This is a genomic window from Hydrogenophaga intermedia (assembly GCF_000723405.1).
Taxonomy (GTDB): domain Bacteria; phylum Pseudomonadota; class Gammaproteobacteria; order Burkholderiales; family Burkholderiaceae_C; genus Hydrogenophaga; species Hydrogenophaga intermedia.
This window is the reverse complement of sequence record NZ_CCAE010000006.1, coordinates 14,175-32,204: the sequence shown is the minus strand read 5'-3', so window position 1 is coordinate 32,204 and position 18,030 is coordinate 14,175. Positions and strand designations below refer to the sequence as shown.

Genomic DNA, 18,030 nt, shown 5'->3' with positions numbered 1-18,030 from the left:
ATGTTCAACAAGATCCTGATCGCCAACCGCGGCGAAATCGCCTGCCGCGTCGCCGCCACCGCGCGCCGCCTCGGCGTGAAGACCGTCGCCGTCTACTCCGACGCCGACGCGCGCGCCCGGCACGTGGCGGCCTGCGACGAGGCCGTGCACATCGGCGGCTCCGCGCCCAAGGAGAGCTACCTGCAGTGGGAGCGCATCATCGCGGCCGCCCAGGCCACGGGCGCGCAGGCCATCCACCCCGGCTATGGCTTCCTCAGCGAGAACGAGGACTTCGCCGACGCCTGCGCGAAAGCGGGCCTCGTCTTTATTGGCCCGCCCTCGTCGGCCATCGAGGCCATGGGCCTCAAGGCCGAATCCAAGCGCCTGATGGAGAAGGCCGGCGTGCCCCTGGTGCCCGGCTACCACGGCACCGACCAGGACCCGGCCCTGCTGCAGCGCGAGGCCGACCGCATCGGCTACCCCGCGCTCATCAAGGCCAGCGCGGGCGGCGGTGGCAAGGGCATGCGCGTGGTGGAGAAGAGCGAGGATTTCGCCGCCGCGCTGGCCAGTTGCCAGCGCGAGGCGCGCAACAGCTTCGGCAGCGACGCGGTGCTGATCGAGAAGTACGTGCAGCGCCCGCGCCACATCGAGATCCAGGTGTTCGGCGATGCGCACGGCAACTGCGTCTACCTCTTCGAGCGCGACTGCTCGGTGCAGCGGCGCCACCAGAAGGTGCTGGAGGAAGCGCCCGCGCCCGGCATGACGCCCGAGTTGCGCCAGCGCATGGGCGAGGCCGCCGTGGCGGCGGCCAAGGCCGTGAACTACGTGGGCGCCGGCACGGTGGAATTCATCGTCGAGCAGCCAGAGGGCTACGACCACCCCGAGGCCATGCGCTTCTACTTCATGGAAATGAACACGCGCCTGCAGGTGGAGCACCCGGTGACGGAAGCCATCACCGGCCTCGACCTCGTGGAGTGGCAGTTGCGCGTGGCCGGCGGCGAGCCGCTGCCGCTGCAACAGCACGAGCTGCGCATGACCGGCCACGCCATCGAGGCCCGCATCTGCGCCGAGAACCCCGACAACCAGTTCCTGCCCGCCACCGGCACGCTGCGGGTCTACCGCAAGCCGGCGCACGCGGCCTTCGCGCGTGGTGCGGTCCGTTTCGACGACGGCGTGCGCGAGGGCGACGCCATCAGCCCCTTCTACGACTCCATGATCGCCAAGCTCATCGTGCACGGCGACACCCGCGAGCAGGCGCTGGCGCGCCTCGACGCCGCGCTGGCCGAGACGCGCATCGTGGGCCTGGCCACCAACGTGCAGTTCCTGCGGCACGTGGTGGGCAGCGAGTCCTTCGCCAAGGCGCGCCTGGACACCGCGCTCATCCCGCGCGAGTCGGCCGTGCTCTTCCAGCAGGACCGCGTGGGCACGCCCACGGCCGTGGCCGCCGCCGTGGCGCAGACCCTGCTGGGTGAGCGCGCGCTCGAAGGCGCCGACCCGTTCTCGCGCCGCGATGGCTTCCGCTCGCACGGCCTTACCACGCGCCGCTTCGACTTCGACGTGGCCGGTGCCACGCTGCAGGCCATGCTCACCTACGGCCGCGACGGGGCCCTCACGCTCGCCCTGGGCGACGTGCAGGGCCCGCTGCTGATCGAGCCACTGGACGACGGCCGCTTCGACCTGCAATTCGCCGGCCGCCGTGACACCGTGCAGACCTGGGTCACGGGCGAAACCGTGCACGTGTTCACCGCGCGCGGCGCCACCAGCCTGGTCGAGATCGACCTGCTGGCCCACGCGGGCGAAGGCGAGGGCGAGGGCGGCCGCCTTACCGCCCCCATGCCGGGCAAGGTCGTGTCCTTCGCCGTGAAGGCGGGTGACGCGGTGAAGAAGGGCCAGGCGCTGGCGGTGATGGAGGCCATGAAGATGGAGCACACCATCGCCGCGCCGGCCGACGGCACCGTGGCCGAACTGCTGTATGCGCCCGGCGACCAGGTGGCCGAAGGCGCGGAGCTGCTGACGCTGGCCGCCGCGAACTGACGCCCCCACGCTCCGCACTTCGTGTCGTCGCTGCCCCCCGAGGGGGTGCGAGTCGCCTTGGGGCGGCCCGGCGGCGACTCTGCTCGTTAGCATCCCCCCATGCACATCACCATCTGCGTCAGCCAACAGAAGCCCGAACCCTGGCAGCAGGGTTTTCAGACCGCGTTCCCCGACGCCACCGTCAGCGTGTGGCAACCCGGCGCGCCCGCCGCCGACTACGCCGTGGTCTGGGCGCCGCCCCAGCAATTCTTTGATGAACAGCCGGCGCTCAAGGCCGCCTTCAACACCGGCGCCGGCGTGGACGCGTTGCTCAAGCTGCGCATCGCGCCGGGCACGCGCATCGTGCGGCTCGACGACGCCGGCATGTCGGTGCAGATGGCCGAGTTCGCCTGCCACGCGGTGATTCGCCACTTCCGCGAACTCGACGGCTACGAGGCCGACGTGCGCGAAGGCCGCTGGAGCTACCGCAAGCCGCGCGCCCGCGCCGACTACCCGGTGGGCGTAATGGGCCTGGGCGTGCTCGGCGAGCGCGTGGCGCGCGCGCTCACGGTGTTCGATTTCCCGGTGCATGGCTGGAGCCGTTCGCCCAAGGCCATCGACGGCGTCACTTGCCACTCGGGCGAGGCGCAACTCGACGCCTTCCTGTCGAGCTGTCGCGTGCTGATCAACCTGCTGCCGCTCACGCCCGAAACGGAAAACATCCTGAACCGCCGCACCCTGGGCCTGCTCAAGCCCGGCGGCTACCTCGTCAACCTCGCGCGCGGCGCCCACGTGGTGGACGAGGACCTGCTCGCCCTGCTGGACAGCGGCCACCTGGCCGGCGCCACGCTCGACGTCTTTCGCACCGAACCCCTGCCCGCCGCGCATGGTTTCTGGAACCACCTGAAAATCACGGTCACGCCGCACACCTCGGCCCGCACCCTGCGCGAGGAAAGCATCGACCAGATCGCCCGCAAGATCGCCGCGCTCGGCCGCGGCGAATCCGTGGTGGGCGAGGTGGACCGCCAGCGCGGCTATTGAAAAGGACACCCCATGAACCCGCTCCCCCATCGCGTCAAGCTCGTCGACGTCGGCCCGCGCGACGGCCTGCAGAACGAGAAGCAGCCCGTGCCCGCCGCGGTCAAGATCGAACTGGTGCACCGCCTGCAGGACGCCGGCCTGAAGGAGATCGAGGTCACCAGCTACGTGAGCCCCAAGTGGGTGCCGCAGATGGCCGACAACCACGAAGTGATGCAGGGCATTCAGCGGCGCCAGGGCGTGCGCTACTCGGTGCTCACGCCCAACCTGAAGGGCTTCGAGGCCTCCCTGGCCGACCGGCCCGACGAGATCGTCGTCTTCGGCGCCGCCAGCGAGGCCTTCAGCCAGAAGAACATCAATTGCAGCATCGCCGAAAGCATCGAGCGCTTCGCGCCGGTGGTGGAAGCGGCCAAGGCCAAAGGCATCGCCGTGCGTGGCGCCATGAGCTGCACCGTGGGCTGCCCCTATGAGGGCGATGTGCCGCCTTCGCGCGTGGAGTACCTCGCGGGCCTCATGAAGGGCATTGGCGTGGAGCACGTGGGCGTGGCCGACACCATCGGCGTGGGCACGCCGAAGAAGGTGCAGGCAGCCTTCGACGCCACGCTCAAGCACTACGACATCGACTCGGTATCGGGCCACTTCCATGACACTTACGGCCAGGCCGTGGGCAACACCCTGGCCGCGCTGGAAATGGGCGTGTGGCAGTTCGACGCCTCCGTCGCCGGCCTGGGCGGCTGCCCCTATGCCAAGGGCGCCACCGGCAACGTGGCCACCGAAGACGTGGTCTACCTGCTGCACGGCATGGGCATCGACACCGGTATCGACCTCGACGCGCTGATCGACGCCGGCGCCTACATCAGCGAACAGCTCGGCCGGCCCACCAACTCGCGCGTGGCGCGCGCGGTGTTGGCCAAGCGCAAGGCTTGAGGCCGCGGCGGGGCTGGTCTAGAATCCTTACCAACTGACAGTTTGTAAGGAATGCGACATGTACAACGCCACCCTGACCTCCAAAGGCCAGACCACGATCCCCAAGGAAGTGCGCGAGGGCCTGGGCCTGCAGCCGCACGACCAGCTCAACTTCACGTTGATGGACGACGGCACGGTGATCATGCGGGCCAAGCGCCGCGGCCTGAAGGATCTCGTGGGCATCGCCGGGTACAAGGGCAAACCCATCCCGGCCGAGCAGCTCAAGGCACCGCGCGGTGGCTGAGGTGGCTGATGGTCCGGTCGGGCTCGACACCAACGTCATCGCGCGCCTCGTGCTGGCCGACGACGCCGAGCAGACGCGCCGCGTGCAGCGGATGCTGGCCAAGGCGGCCACGCGCGGGCAGCTCGTCATGGTCGCGCTGGGCGTGCTGCTCGAACTCGAGTGGGTACTGCGCAGCCGCGCGGGACTGGACAAGGCAGCCGTGCTGCGCGTGTTCAAAGGCCTGCTCGAAACCCGCGACCTGCGCATCGAGCACGAGGCCAGTGTGGAGCGCGCCGTGTACGCCTGGGAGCAGGGATCGGCCGACTTCGCCGATTGCCTGCACCTCGCCCGTTACCGCGACATGGGTTGCGACACCATGCTCACCTTTGACCGCGCCGCCGCCCGCCTGAGCGGCGCCACCGCCTTATGACCACCCTTTCGACGCCGGTGTCCGAACTGCAGACCTCCTCCGCCATCCGCCGCGTGGCCGAGCGCCTGGCCGCGCTGGGTCACGCGCACGCGCCCGTCATGCTCGACGACGCCGCGCGCACCGCGCAGCAGGCGGCCGACGCGCTGGGCGTGGCGCTGGGCCAGATCGCCAAGAGCATCATCTTCCGCCGCAAGGGAGACGAGCGCGCGGTGCTGGTCATCACCTCGGGCGACCGCCGCGTGAACGAGAAACTGGTGCAGGCCCTGGTCTGCGGCGAGGGCCACAAGCTCGGCCGCGCCGACGCCGATTTCGTGAAGGCGCAGACGGGTTTCTCCATCGGCGGCGTGTCGCCACTGGCGCACGCGAACGAACCCGTCACGCTGATCGACCGCGAGCTGTTCCGCTTCGACGTGGTCTGGGCTGCGGCGGGGCATCCGCACGCGGTCTTCCCGCTCACGCCGCAGGAGCTGGAGCGCTACACCGGTGCGCCGGTGGCGGACGTGGTGCAGACCCTGGCCGAATGACATGAACACCCCCGAACGCCCCAGCCTCAAGCGTGCCCGCATGCGCCAGCCTGCCGTGGCCGTGCCCTCACCCTGCCTGAGCGTGTGCCGGCTCGACGAGCGCCGCAACGTGTGCGTGGGCTGCCTGCGCACGCTCGCCGAGATCGGCGCCTGGAGCCGCATGAGCGACGAGGACAAGCTGGCCGTGTGGGCGCAGCTCGAAACGCGCGAGGTGATCGTCGAATGACGGATATTCATTTCTTCTACGACCCCATCTCCCCCTACGCGCACCTGGCCTTCGCGGCGCTGCCGCAGGCGCTGATGGGCCACAGCGTGGTGCTGCATTACCGCCCGGTGCTGTTCGCCGGCTTGCTCAAGGCGCATGGCCAGTTGGGCCCGGCCGAGATCCCGGCCAAGCGCGACTGGACCTATCGCCAGATCCAGTGGCTCGCGCACTCGCACGGCATTCGGCTCGAGCTGCCCGCCACGCACCCCTTCAACCCGCTGCCCCTGTTGCGCCTGGGCCTGGCCACCGCCACCGACGAGGCGCCCGGCGCGACCAACCGCTACGTCACCGAGCTGCTGTTCCACCATGTCTGGCACGGCGGAGCCGACGCGGCCGACCCCGCGCGCCTGGCCGAGCTGCAGGCGCGCTTGCAGGACCATATGGCGCAGCGTGGCCGGCCCTGGACCGAACCCGACAGCGACGCCGTGAAGCAGCGCCTGCGCGCCAACACCGACGAGGCCCTGGCCCTGGGGCTGTTCGGTGTGCCCGCGCTGGTGATGGACGGACGGATCTTCTGGGGCTTCGATGCCCTGCCCATGGTCAAGGCCTGGCTCGATGGCGACGCCTGGTTCGACAGCGGCGCCTGGGAAGCCGCGGCGCGCACCGCGGTGGGCGTGCAGCGGCGCTGACGCTCAGGGCCGCGCCATCAGGTGCCGCGCGAGCGCGTGGTACGCCGGCAGCGAGGTCGGGTCGTTCGCCGCGTTGCCCGCCGTGGGGTGCGAGGCCAGTCGAGCGATCACCATCTCCGCCTTCGGGTCGATGTACAGCGCCTGCCCATGCACGCCACGGGCCATGTAGGCGCCGTGTTCGTTGTGCGTCACCCACCACATGTTGCGGTAGCTCCAGCCCCTGAGCAGGGCGTAGCCGGCTTTCTCGAAATCGGCCTTCGAGCCACCACGCCGGATGTCGTCCACCGCCGCGCGCGGAATGATCTGCTGGCCGCCGAGCCGGCCGCCGTTGCGCAGCAACTCCCCCATGCGCGCAAGGTCGCGCAGGCCGGCGTTGAGCCCGCCGCCCGCGAAGGGCGTGCCGATCGAATCGACGGTGAAGTAGGCGTCCTGTTCGGCGCCGATGCGCCGCCACAGGCGTTGCGACAGCAGCTCGGCGACCGACTGGCCGCTGGCCCGCGCGATCACCCAGCCCAGTGCGTCGCTGTTGGCGGTCTTGTAGCCGAAGGCCTCGCCGTGGCGGCCCTGGGCCTGCACCGTGCGCAGGAACTCGAAGTAGCTGCGCGGGCCCTGGTAGTCGGCGGGCTTGGGCAAGGGGTTGCCGGCCTGCGCGTGTTGCCACACATCGGCCTTCGGGTCGGCGTAGTCCTCGCTGAAGCGGATGCCGGTGGTCATGTCCAGCAGTTGCCGCACGGTGGCGTCACCGAAAGCGGATGAAGCGAGTTCGGGCACGTAGTGGTCTACCCGCCGGGCTGGGTCGAGCGTGCCCTCGGCCACCAGCACCGCGCCCAGCAGGCCGGTGAACGATTTGGTGACCGACATGAGGCCGTGCTGGCCTTCTTCGGTCAGCGCGCCGGCGTAGCGCTCGTAGACGATGCGGCCGCGGTGCAGCACCACGATGCCGTCGGTGTAGTTGAGCGCCAGAGACTGCGCCCAGGTGATGGGCTCGCCGCCACCCAGGGGCGTGAAGCGCAGGCCGTCGATGTCCCGGCGTTCGGTGCGTGGCAAGGCACGCGGCGCACCCAGGCCGCGCGACACCTGCACGGTGGGCATCAGCTCGCGGAAGTGCGACACGCTCCAGCGCCAGGCCGGGAAGTCGGCGTAGCTCCCGTCGGCGAAGCGGATGGTGCGCTCGGCCGGCGGTGGGGCGCCTTTCATCCAGCCCAGCCGGGCCGGGTCGCTGGCCTCGGCATCGGGGGGCGCGGCGGGCGCGGGCAGGGCCGTCAGCAAGGCCAGGGACAGCAACAGTGATCGCATGGTTGTTCCTCCCGGATGGGGCAGTAGACGGCGGTGGTCCGCGAGCGTCAAGCGGCCCGCTCAGTCGCCAAAGGTTTCGCCCAGCGTCAGCACGCGCCCGGTCTGCGCGGCCTCGTAACCCTTGAGCGCCGCCACCCGCGCGCGAAACACCGGCGAGCGCAGCACCGTGAGCACGGGGCGCAGCTCCGGTCGCTGCAGCGCGTCGGCCGGCACGGCGAAGAAGTAGCGCTCGCGCAGCAGCGGAATGAAGTGCAGGCCGAAGCGGTGCGCGGCCGTCTGCACGCCGATGCCCGCGTCGGCCATGCCGCTGGCCACGTAGGCCGCCACGGCCGCGTGCGTGAACTCGGTGTTGTCGTAGCCCAGGAGCGCACGCGGCGCGATGCCCTGGCGCTGCAGCAGCAGTTCGATCAGCACGCGCGTGCCCGAGCCCTCGGGTCGGTTCACGAAGCGCAGGCCGGGCCGCGCCAGGTCTTGCAGCCCCTGCAGCCCCAAGGGGTTGCCAGGCGCCAGGAACAGGCCCTGCGTGCGCACCGCCAGGTGGACCAGCCGGTGCTGATCGGGCCGCAGCCAGGCCAGGTAGCGCTGAGCGGCTGCCGCCTCGAACTCGCCCAGCGGCACGTGAAAGCCCGCCAGATCGCACTCGCCGTGCGCCAGCGCCGACACCGCCTCCAGGCTGGAGCGGTAGCGCAACTCCACCGGCACCTGGCGCGCCGCGAGTTGCTCGCGCAGCGCCGCCACGGCGAAGCCATGGCTGGCGTGCAGGCGGGCCATGGGGGCCGTGGGCGCGACAGCGGGCGCGCGGCGCTGCACGCGGCCGAGTTCACCTTCCAGTTCCGAGGCCAGCGATTCCAGCAGCGGCTGCAGGCGCGCGGCCACGCGCGCGTCGGCCCACACCAGCTTGTCGCCCAGTGCGGTGAGCGCCGAGCCGCGCCCGCGCCCACGCACCAGCAGCGGCTCGCCGAACAGCGCCTCGGCCTGGCGCAACAGGCCCCAGGCGTGGCGGTACGACAGCCCCGCCTCGCGACCGGCTTGCGCGATGCTGCCGGTGGCCTGCACGGTGGCCAGCAGGTCGAGCAGGGCGGTCGCGTCCAGCGGCTCGCCGTCCGCACGGGCCACGCGCCAGTGCGGCTGCAGGCTCACGCGCAGCGGATCGGGTGGGGAGCGGCTGGCCATGTGCGGTTCATATGTGCAAGAGAAAACATATTAAGCCCTGTTCATGGTGCTAGCCTGCAGCGTCCTACAAACCGGCCCGCAGAGGCGCGATGAATTCCACCCACGACACCCCCCGGGTCATCCCCATCCGCCCGCTGGACCGGCAGGCCCGCGGGCCCGCCCGCCGCACGCCCAAGGGCCGCCAGGTGGCGCCCGCCGCGCGCGAGCGCGTGGCCGCCTTGTGCGCCGATCTGGCGGCGCGCGCCGACCTGCTGATCGAGCACCTGCACCGCCTCAACGACGCCGAGGGCGCGCTGCGCCGGGGCCACTTGGCCGCGCTGGCCGAGCGCCTGCGCCTGAGCCAGGTCGAGGTCTACGAAGTCGCGAGCTTCTACCACCACTTCCATGTGGTGGACGACGACGCGGCCGTGGCCACCACCACCGTGCGCGTGTGCACCAGCCTGGCCTGCGCCATGGCCGGTGGTGAGGAGTTGTTGGCCCGCACGCGCGATGCCTTGGCCGGTCGCGCCGACGTGGCGGTGGAAGAAGCCCCTTGCATCGGCCAGTGCCACCAGGCGCCCGCCGCCTGCGTGGGCCAGCGCCAGTTGCCCCGGGCCACGGTCGAATCCATCGCGGACCATGTGGCGCGCGGCGACACGGGCCCCCGCCAGTTGCCGCCCCCATTGCCGAACGGTCTGGCGCAACTGCAGCGCCTGCTGGCGGGCGATGTCACGCCCGACGGGGTCATCGCCGAACTGAAGGCCGCCAACCTGCGCGGCCTGGGCGGCGCGGGCTTCCCCGCCTGGCGCAAATGGGACACGGTGCGCGCCCAACCCGGCCCGCGCCACGGCGTGGTCAACATCGACGAAGGCGAGGTCGGCACGTTCAAGGACTGGCAGGTGCTCAGCACCGGCGCGCCGCAGGTGCTCGAGGGCCTGCTGATCGCGGCCGAGGTGGTGGGCCTGGACCACGTGTGGCTCTACCTGCGCGACGAGTACCACGACGCGCGGCCCCTGCTGCAGCGTGAAATCGACGCGCTGGCGCCGCGCCTGCGCGCGCTGAGCGAGCGCTTCCCGCACTACCAGCCGCCGCGCATCGAACTGCGGCGCGGCGCGGGTGCCTACATCTGCGGCGAGGAATCCGCGCTCATCGAGTCCATTGAAGGCAAGCGCGGCCTGCCGCGCCTGAAGCCGCCCATCGTCGCCATGAACGGCGTGTTCGGCCGGCCCACGCTGGCGCACAACCTGGAGACGCTGTGGTGGGTGCCCGCGCTGCTGGAGCAGGGCGGGGCGGCCTGGGCCGCGCTGGGCCGGCGCGGGCGCCACGGGCTGCGGCGCTTCTCGGTGTCGGGCCGTGTGAACCAGCCTGGCGTGCACCTGGCGCCCGCGGGCATCACGCTGCGAGAACTCATCGACGAACACTGCGGCGGCATGGTCGAGGGTCACACGCTGCACGCGTACCTGCCCGGTGGCGCCTCGGGCGGCATCCTGCCGGCCGCGCTGGCCGACGTGCCGCTGGACTTCGACATGCTCGCCGAACACGGCGCCTTCGTCGGCTCCATGGCCGTGGTGGTGATGAGCCAGCACGACAGCACGCGCGACGCCGCGCTCAACCTCATGCGCTTCTTCGAGATGGAGTCCTGCGGCCAGTGCACGCCCTGCCGCGCCGGCACGGGCCAACTGGTGCGCCTGATGCAGGCGCCGCGCTGGGACGCCGAGCGCATGGACGAACTCTCGGCCGTGATGCGCGAGGCCAGCATCTGCGGCCTGGGCCAGGCCGCGCCCAACCCGGTGGACAGCGTGCGCCGTTTCTTCGCGCAGGAGGTGGGGCTGTGAACACGAACGACCTGCCGCGCGAGGCCGCGCCCATTCCCTTCACGCTCGACGGCCGCGCGGTGGAAGCCGCGCCCGGCGAGACCTTGCTGACCGCCGCCGAGCGCGCCGGCGTGGTGCTGCCGCGCCTGTGCGCCAGCGACGGCCTGCGCCCGGCGGGCAATTGCCGCGCCTGCGTGGTCGAGATCGAGGGCGAGCGCGTGCTCGCGCCCTCGTGCTGCCGCGCGCCGACGGCGGGCATGGTGGTCAGGAGCGACACGCCGCGCGCCGCGAACGCGCGCCGCACGGTGCTCGAGCTCCTGGTCGCCGACGCGCCCACCAGCGCCGAACTCAAACACGACAGCGAACTCGCGCACTGGGCGCGCGTGAGCGGCGCGCGCGATGGCCACTTCGCGCTGCGCCAGGTGGTGGGCGAGGACCACAGCCATCCCGCCATGACCGTCAACCGCGACGCCTGCATCCAGTGCACGCGCTGCATCCGCGCCTGCCGCGAGACGCAGGGCAACGACGTGCTGGGCCTGGCCTTTCGCGGTGGCCACGCGCAGATCGTGTTCGACCAGAACGACCCCATGGGCGCGAGCACCTGCGTGGCCTGCGGCGAGTGCGTGCAGGCCTGCCCCACGGGCGCCATCGCACCGGCCAACGGGGCCTTCGCCCAGGCATCGCTCAAGCAGGTCGATTCGGTCTGCCCGTTCTGCGGCGTGGGCTGCCAGTTGCGCTACCACGTCGATCAGAACGACCGCATCGCGCACGTCGAAGGCATCGACGGCCCGGCCAACGAAGGCCGGCTGTGCGTCAAGGGCCGCTTCGGCTTCGATTACGCGCACAGCCCCGAGCGCCTCACGCGCCCGCTGATCCGCCGCGCCGACGCACCCAAGGACCCGACGGCCATCGAACGGCGCGACTGGAAAGAACTGTTTCGCGAGGCCAGTTGGGACGAAGCCCTGGACGCCGCCGCCGCCGGCTTCCGCGCCGCGCTCACGGCCACCGCCGCGCGCGGCCGTGCGAGCCCGGTCGCGGGTTTCGGCTCGGCCAAGGGCACCAACGAAGAGGCCTACCTGTTCCAGAAGCTGGTGCGCACGGCGTTCGGCACGCACAACGTGGACCACTGCACCCGCCTGTGCCACGCCTCCAGCGTGGCTGCCCTCATGGAAGGCCTGGGCTCGGCCGTGGTGAGCAACCCGCTGCGCGACGTGGCGCACGCGGATCTCGTCCTGCTGATCGGCGCCAACCCCGCGCAGAACCACCCGGTGGGCGCCACCTGGATCAAGAACGCCGTGCGCGCCGGCACCCGCCTGGTGCTGGCCGACCCGCGCCGCACCGAGCTCGCGCGCCACGCCTGGCGCTACCTCGGCTTTGCGCCCGGCAGCGACGTGGCCCTGCTCAACGCCATGCTGCAGGTGATCGTGAGCGAAGGCCTGACCGACCCGGCCTACGTCGCCGCGCACACGCGCGACTTCGACACGATCAAGGCCCACGTGGCGGCCTTCACGCCCGAGGCCATGGCGCCCGTCTGCGGCATCGAACCCGAGGTCATCCGTGAGGTCGCGCGCGCCTTCGCCACCGCCAAGAGCGCCATGATCCTGTGGGGCATGGGTGTGAGCCAGCACGCGCACGGCACCGAGAACGCGCGCGCACTGATCGCGCTCTCGCTCATCACCGGGCAGATCGGCCGCCCCGGCACCGGCCTGCACCCCCTGCGCGGCCAGAACAACGTGCAGGGCGCCAGCGACGCCGGCCTCATCCCGATGGTGCTGCCCGACTACGCGCGCGTGGGCGACGTGGCCGCGCGCGAACGCGCCGAGGCCTTGTGGCACCTGGCGCCCGGCACCCTGGGCACCGAGCCCGGCCTCACCGTGGTCGAGATCATCGACGCGGCGTACCGCGGCGACATCACCGCCATGCTGATCCAGGGCGAGAACCCCGCCATGAGCGACCCCGACGCGACGCACGCGCGCGAGGCGCTCGCGGGGCTCGGCCACCTGGTGGTGCAGGACATCTTCCTCACCGAAACCGCGGCATTGGCCGACGTGGTATTGCCCGCCACCGCCTGGCCCGAGAAGACCGGCAGCGTGACCAACACCGACCGCTGCGTGCAGTTGGGCCGCAAGGCTGTGGGCTCGCCCGGCGAGGCGCGGGCTGACGCCTGGATCACCGAGCAGCTGGCCGTGCGCCTCGGCCTGGGTTGGGGCTACGGCATCGCGGCCGATGGCTCGGGCAGCGGCGACGGCGCGCAAGGCATCGGCGCCGTGTACGAGGAAATGCGTGCGCTCATGCCCAGCATCAGCGGCCTGAGCTGGCCACGCCTGTGGCGCGAGGGCGCCGTGACCTACCCCGTGCGCGACGAGCAGGACCCTGGCCAGCCGGTGGTCTTCACCGACGGCTTCCCCATGCCCGAGGGCCGTGCGCGCCTGGTGCCCGCGGCCCTGGTGCCGCCGGCCGAAGAGCCCGACGCCCAGTACCCACTGGTGCTCATCACCGGGCGGCAACTGGAGCACTGGCACACCGGCAGCATGACGCGGCGCAGCCAGGTGCTCGACGCCATCGAGCCCAGCCCCGTGGTGAGCCTGCACCCGGCCACGGCCGAGCGCCTGGGACTGCGCGCGGGCGCGCTCGCGCGAGTGAGTTCGCGGCGTGGCGCCATCGCACTGCCGGTGCGCATCGACGACGGCATGCCGCCCGACACGGCCTTCATCCCCTTCGCCTACGCCGAGGCCGCGGCCAACCTGCTCACCAACCCGGCGCTGGATCCGCTGGGCAAGATCGCCGAACTCAAGTACTGTGCGGTCGACGTGCGGCCCGCGGCCGCGGAGGTGGCATCCGCTTGAGCCGCCTCAAGCCGCGGGTCGTGACCCTGACCCATCATGGGTCATCGTTCACACGGCAAAGGAGGCCACCATGTTCAAAAAAATCCTCGTTCCCACCGACGGCTCCGACGTCGGCAAGGAAGCCGCCGCCACCGCGGCCCAGATGGCCAGGGAGTCGGGCGGCCAGGTCGTCGGCGTGTACGTCATCGATCCCTTCCCCTACATCGGCATCGGCGACGCCTCCGCCGTGGGCCTGCAGGCCTACCTGAGCGATGCCAAGCGCGTGGCGGGCGAAGCGCTGGAGGGCGTGGGCAGCGCCTGCCGCGCGCAGAACGTGCCCTTCGCGGGCGACACCATCGAGCGCAACCTGGTGTGGGAAGGCATCCTGGAAACCGCCAAGGCCGAGGGTTGCGACCTGATCGTGATGGGCTCCCACGGCCGCCAGGGCGTCAAGGCGCTCATCCTGGGCAGCGTGGCGCAGAAGGTGCTGACGCACGCGCACATACCGGTGCTGATCGTCAAGGGCTGAGGCCGATCGCGGCCTTCGGCGGCCACACCCGGCGCGGTGGGCGCCGTCGGAACTAGTGCCTTTGGGTGGGTTACGTAGTGGGCGCCTTCGACTGGAGGCGGCTCACTGCGTTCGTGGTGCATGGATCCCGCGCCACGGACGTCCCGAAGCGTAATCGCACCGAGCAAAGGCCTTGACCCATGGACGAGCCCACCGCCCACGAGCTTCTCTCCCGCCTGCTGAGCGCGCTGTCCGAAGCGCTGCCCGCCAACCAGCCCCTCGTACCGCCCGACGGCAACGCGCCCTTCTTCCACGAGTTCCGGTGGGAGTCGTACCCGGTGCAACTGCTGTGCCCCCTGGCCATCGCGCCCGTGCACGTCACGGTGGCTTGCCCCTTGGGGCCGGTGCCCGAACGTGACGCCGAGACCGCGCTGCGCCAACTGCTGCGCGTCAACCACCTGATCGCCACCTCGGGCTCCACCACCGCGTATGAGCCTGCGGACGGCACGCTGTACGTGTTGCACACCAGGCCGCTGACCGCGGTCAGCGCGGTGATGCTCATCGAGACGATGGCGAGCCTGGTCACGGTGGCCCGTGGCTGGCGCGACGCCGGCTTCCTCGACGGGACCGGCAAGTTCCTGCTTCAGTCGAAGCCGATGGACATGGCCTTCGCGGGCCTGCGCGCCTGAGGTTCTTCCTCCTCACCCGGCTGTTCTTTTCCTGCTCGCGCGCCCACGCCCGGGCACGCGATTCCTTGTCCTTCATCGCCGTTCATTCGCAACGGCAGGGAGTTTTCATGCGTGTTGATACCTTGGCGCCAGTCGCCCTCGACGATCCCCAGGAAACCCTTGCCCGGTGGCTCACTGCTGCGGGTTGTTTCTGGTACCCCGTTGACCTCGACCTCCCCGGGCCGGCGATGTTCATCGACGCCGACGTGGACGGTGAAACCGTGCGCTTGTCGAGTGATCCGCGTGATGACGATATCCACCACGTTCGCGCGAGCTGCCGCCTTGGTGAACTGCCGCGGGGCGTGGCCGTGCCCACGCTGCTGCAACTGCTGCAGACCAACCTGGTGATGGCCTTGCGGGGGCAGAGCCAGGTCCTGAGCCTGGACGTCGGTGAAGACGACGCCGTTTACCTGTCCGACGCGCTGTCCGTGGCACCGGGGGGCGATGCGGCCTTTCGCCTGGGCCTCTTTCACCTGGCGAGCCAGGCCGCGGCCTGGCGCGAGGGCCGCGTCTTTCCCCATCGACCGAACTGACCCCACGGCCCGGTCGCCCCACCCCCATTCGTCCCACGGAACCCGACATGGCTGAGCGCAGACTCTCTGGCAACTACGTTCCCACCACCCGCAGCTTCTCGCGGCCGGTCTCGCCGGGCGGCAGTCCCCGTGCGTCGCACCGCGACGACGAGCACCTGAGCGGCAACGACCCCTCTGTGCAGGCCGCCGACCAGTTCGTCGCGCCCCGGCTCGACAAGGCGGACATCCTGCAGCGGATCCAGCTAGGCAACTACACCGATCCCATCGACCTGTTCCGCAGCGTGCAGAACCCGCAACTCAGCGAGCAGGCCAATGCAATCCTGCTGAGCGCTGCCGCGGCGGACGTTCTGCAGTACGCCTTCGAGGAGGTGCATTCCAGCGCCTTCCCCGCCATCGAGGCCTTGCTGCGTCCATTGATCGGTGGTGGCGCTCGACAGCCGGCTCAGCCCGAGCACGGCGGGCCCGTGGTGGAGCCCGCCGACGCCACCGGCCCGCTTCCAACGGTCGGTCGCGGCCCGGCGTTCAATGTGAAAAGGGCGGTCGACCTGTTGTCTCAGGGCCGCTACGACGGCTCGCGGCGGGTGATGAAGGTGATCTTCGGTCGCCGGGAGGGCGCGACGCTGATCCGTGCGCTCAACCAGATCGAGGAACACCTGGCGTCCACGGACCACAGCGAACTCTCCGCCGAGCAACGTCAGCGGGTGGTGGATGCCATCAAGGACATCCGGGCGAAGGACCCGTCCCTCGGTCGACGACAGTCGGTGGCGTTGCCCGCCTTGAGGCAGTCGACGAAGGGAGGGGCATTGAGCAACCGGTACAGCACCGATGTGCAGCGAGAGCTCGTGCACAAGCTCACCTTCGACAGGCAGAACCTCGTCATCGATCAGGCGCGCAATGAGGCGCTCGACGCGGTGCTCGACTGGCACCTCAACGGTGGCTCGTGCCCTCCCTTGCTGAATCCGGACGATCCCGAAGGGTCGGTGAACCAGCTCAGGCTGCAAGCCGCCAAACGCCGCCCGGACATGGACTCTGACCGGCAGCGGGAGCTGACCCAGGCGATCGATCACTACAAGGCGGTGCACGGCATCATGACGCCCCGGGACCGCGCCGACCTCGCCTGGGTGAAACGGGTCGCGGGCAAGGACAACGCTTCTCCCGGCGCCGCGCTTGAAGACCTGCTGGTGCAAATGAGGTCCGCGGGCCACGCGATTCCGCTACCGCCCGCCGCTTGGGACCCGACGGTGCCGGACGAGGCTCGCGAAGCCATGCAAACCGAGGCAGCAGTGGCGCAAGCGCTCAGCACGGCCTTGGCCCGGGCCAGCGAACTGAGCGAAGCCGAGCGGCGCTTCCTGTACCAGATGACCGCCTTGCTGGTGGGCAAGGCCAACAAGCCGCTGTGGGCCATCGCCCATCCCACGCGCGAGCCGGGCGAGCCCCACAAGCTCAACCCGGTCAAGCCGTACCTGCCCGCCCATCCGGACAACGCGCAGCGCGCGCGCTTCAACCAGGGCGTCGACCGCGCCGCCGCCCACCAACGCAAGGCGAAAGAGGATGTCCGGCACGTTCTGGTCCTGCTGTCGAAACTGGACCGCACCAAGCGCAAGCCCGGCGCGGGAAACCTGTTCGTCGAAACCACGCTCATCGAGCAATGCACCCAATTGCTGGCGACGGCCAACTGCTCGCCCTCGCGCTTGCGCTACGCCCTGTACCTGATCTCCAAGGGTGGTGGTTCCAAGGGGCGGGCGGCCGCCCGACTCCTCGACGAGATGCGCTACTCGCTGCGCGAAGCCACGGGCAGCAACCTGCCCATGACGAATGGCGAGATATTCCAGCACTTCCTTCAGGGCCTCGGCAACTGCTTCATGGAAGGCGGATCCCACTACGCCGCGTCCGTCGTCATTGGCCTCACGTCCCACGCCATGGGTCCCTTCTCCAGCTTGCTGGTGGTGGGCTCACTCGGCCTGCAGATGTACAGCCTGGGTTGGCTGGAATCGCAAAAGACCGAGGAATACAACCAACAGCCCAGCCGCACCGCCGAACTGCTGCTGGCGACGCCCTATCTGGTGGCGCCCGCGGCTGCGCTCTGCGGGATCGTGAAGCTGATTGACAACATCGGCTACTTTCCCGTCGCGCTGCCCGCCACGTTCGGACGATCACTGGAGTTTTTCGTCATCATCCGGTTCCTGCGGCAGTTGCCCCAGAGCTGGTTGCGCAACCGCCATTTCGCCGGGTTCCAGGTGCGCCACGCCGACGGCTCGGGCCTGACCGCCGGTGAGCAGTTCCAGCTCAACATCTGCCGGGACATCGGCTACCTCGTTTTTGGGGGAATCTGCCTGTACTTCGGGCCCACGCTCACCGCGCAGGTGCTGGAGGCCCTGGGCGTGGTGGGCGAGGCGGCCGCGACGGCGGGGGGGAAGGTCATCACCATCCTGGTGACCTACCTGTGGGCCGCCCTCGCCGAGTTCCTGGACGGTGGCATTCCCGACTGGTTCAAGCTCCTCTACCGGGCCGTCAAGGGGAACGCGTACATGCTGCAACCCGGGACGCAGGCCAACCCGGGCCTGGACCCCACGCACTACCTGAAGAACGCGACCTCGCGCGGCGTGGCCAACGGCTTGAGTGATTTCTTCAATGGCTTGGCCGACATGTTCAAAGCCCTGGGGCTGGATGAGCTTGCCGAGCTGTGCCGGGTGTTCGCGATCATCTGGAACGGCCTGGCCGGCAGCCTGCGGACACGATTTGCCGACTACTTGACCACAGGCGAAACTCTGGCCGACAACGGCAGCAAAAACCCGGCGGGCCTGATGACCGCGCTGGGCATGCTGGCGGTGGACATGGGGCAGTGCGTGGCGGGCGCGGCCAGCGGCGTTGCCAACAATGTGGCCACGGCCGTCGCCGGGCTGGGCACCGCGCCGGTGGCGGTCCAGCCAGAGGGGACGAATGAGCGGCAGCCGATGGGTGAAGGAGACATCGAACTCCAGCCCGTTCTGGAGCGGCGCACGCCATCGGACGACGAACCGGTGGACAACGACTCGGTCGAAGACGAGCCCTCGGGCAACGACGAGGAGTTCTTCGATATGGTGAAGAAGCTCTGACCCCGATGGGCC

General features: G+C 70.4%; 17 protein-coding genes. 14 read left to right on the top strand and 3 right to left on the bottom strand.

Annotated elements, in window-relative coordinates:
• The 8 genes from BN948_RS27550 to BN948_RS05780 all read left to right on the top strand — a co-directional run bounded on the left by BN948_RS27550 (position 1) and on the right by BN948_RS05780 (position 6,067).
• Positions 1-2,013, top strand: coding sequence for an acetyl/propionyl/methylcrotonyl-CoA carboxylase subunit alpha (locus tag BN948_RS27550; protein WP_009516644.1), 2,013 nt, complete (start codon positions 1-3; stop codon positions 2,011-2,013).
• A 99-nt stretch (positions 2,014-2,112) separates the two neighbouring features.
• Entirely contained in the window at positions 2,113-3,033 is a 921-nt protein-coding gene (locus BN948_RS05810; RefSeq protein WP_009516645.1) for a 2-hydroxyacid dehydrogenase, read from the top strand.
• Positions 3,034-3,045: 12 nt separating this feature from the next.
• A complete protein-coding gene (locus BN948_RS05805) occupies positions 3,046-3,957 on the top strand; it encodes a hydroxymethylglutaryl-CoA lyase (RefSeq protein WP_009516646.1) in 912 nt (303 codons plus the stop codon).
• A gap of 58 nt (positions 3,958-4,015) precedes the next feature.
• The gene (locus tag BN948_RS05800) at positions 4,016-4,240 is read left to right on the top strand and encodes an AbrB/MazE/SpoVT family DNA-binding domain-containing protein (RefSeq protein WP_009516647.1); all 225 of its coding nucleotides are present in this window, start codon (positions 4,016-4,018) and stop codon (positions 4,238-4,240) included.
• On the top strand, positions 4,233-4,649 hold the full coding sequence (locus BN948_RS05795) for a PIN domain-containing protein (protein ID WP_009516648.1): 417 nt from the start codon (positions 4,233-4,235) through the stop codon (positions 4,647-4,649). The genes BN948_RS05800 and BN948_RS05795 overlap by 8 nt, the downstream gene beginning before the upstream one ends.
• The gene (locus BN948_RS05790; protein ID WP_009516649.1) at positions 4,646-5,173 is read left to right on the top strand and encodes a YbaK/EbsC family protein; all 528 of its coding nucleotides are present in this window, start codon (positions 4,646-4,648) and stop codon (positions 5,171-5,173) included. The genes BN948_RS05795 and BN948_RS05790 overlap by 4 nt, the downstream gene beginning before the upstream one ends.
• 1 nt (position 5,174) lies before the next feature.
• Positions 5,175-5,399 (top strand): DUF1289 domain-containing protein, encoded by a 225-nt coding sequence (locus BN948_RS05785; protein WP_009516650.1) that lies wholly within the window; start codon positions 5,175-5,177, stop codon positions 5,397-5,399.
• Entirely contained in the window at positions 5,396-6,067 is a 672-nt protein-coding gene (locus tag BN948_RS05780; protein ID WP_009516651.1) for a 2-hydroxychromene-2-carboxylate isomerase, read from the top strand. Before BN948_RS05785 ends, BN948_RS05780 begins: the two co-directional genes overlap by 4 nt.
• Positions 6,068-6,070: 3 nt before the next feature.
• Here BN948_RS05780 and BN948_RS05775 read toward each other — a convergent pair whose 3' ends face one another.
• The gene (locus BN948_RS05775; protein ID WP_009516652.1) at positions 6,071-7,363 is read right to left on the bottom strand and encodes a serine hydrolase domain-containing protein; all 1,293 of its coding nucleotides are present in this window, start codon (positions 7,361-7,363) and stop codon (positions 6,071-6,073) included.
• Positions 7,364-7,423: 60 nt separating this feature from the next.
• Complete coding sequence (locus BN948_RS05770; RefSeq protein ID WP_009516653.1) at positions 7,424-8,536, bottom strand: substrate-binding domain-containing protein; 1,113 nt, start codon at positions 8,534-8,536, stop codon at positions 7,424-7,426.
• Positions 8,537-8,625: 89 nt separating this feature from the next.
• Here BN948_RS05770 and BN948_RS05765 point away from each other — a divergent pair, with 89 nt between their 5' ends.
• The 4 genes from BN948_RS05765 (at position 8,626) to BN948_RS05750 (ending at position 14,351) form a co-directional block, all read left to right on the top strand.
• Positions 8,626-10,350: an NAD(P)H-dependent oxidoreductase subunit E gene (locus tag BN948_RS05765; protein ID WP_009516654.1), complete on the top strand. Its 1,725-nt coding sequence runs from the start codon at positions 8,626-8,628 to the stop codon at positions 10,348-10,350.
• A complete protein-coding gene (locus BN948_RS05760; protein WP_081921884.1) occupies positions 10,347-13,175 on the top strand; it encodes a molybdopterin-dependent oxidoreductase in 2,829 nt (942 codons plus the stop codon). The genes BN948_RS05765 and BN948_RS05760 overlap by 4 nt, the downstream gene beginning before the upstream one ends.
• A 70-nt stretch (positions 13,176-13,245) precedes the next feature.
• A complete protein-coding gene (locus tag BN948_RS05755) occupies positions 13,246-13,683 on the top strand; it encodes a universal stress protein (protein ID WP_009516656.1) in 438 nt (145 codons plus the stop codon).
• Positions 13,684-13,862: 179 nt separating this feature from the next.
• A complete protein-coding gene (locus BN948_RS05750) occupies positions 13,863-14,351 on the top strand; it encodes a type III secretion system chaperone family protein (RefSeq protein WP_009516657.1) in 489 nt (162 codons plus the stop codon).
• Here BN948_RS05750 and BN948_RS26555 read toward each other — a convergent pair.
• Complete coding sequence (locus tag BN948_RS26555; RefSeq protein WP_138820144.1) at positions 14,306-14,650, bottom strand: hypothetical protein; 345 nt, start codon at positions 14,648-14,650, stop codon at positions 14,306-14,308. The two genes, BN948_RS05750 and BN948_RS26555, sit on opposite strands and share 46 nt — an antisense overlap.
• A gap of 42 nt (positions 14,651-14,692) precedes the next feature.
• On the opposite strand from BN948_RS26555, the gene BN948_RS05745 reads away from it, so the two are divergent.
• Positions 14,693-14,923 (top strand): hypothetical protein, encoded by a 231-nt coding sequence (locus BN948_RS05745; protein ID WP_138820146.1) that lies wholly within the window; start codon positions 14,693-14,695, stop codon positions 14,921-14,923.
• Between the two features lie 47 nt (positions 14,924-14,970).
• On the top strand, positions 14,971-18,018 hold the full coding sequence (locus tag BN948_RS05740) for a hypothetical protein (RefSeq protein WP_009516659.1): 3,048 nt from the start codon (positions 14,971-14,973) through the stop codon (positions 18,016-18,018).
• Positions 18,019-18,030 lie beyond the last annotated feature (12 nt).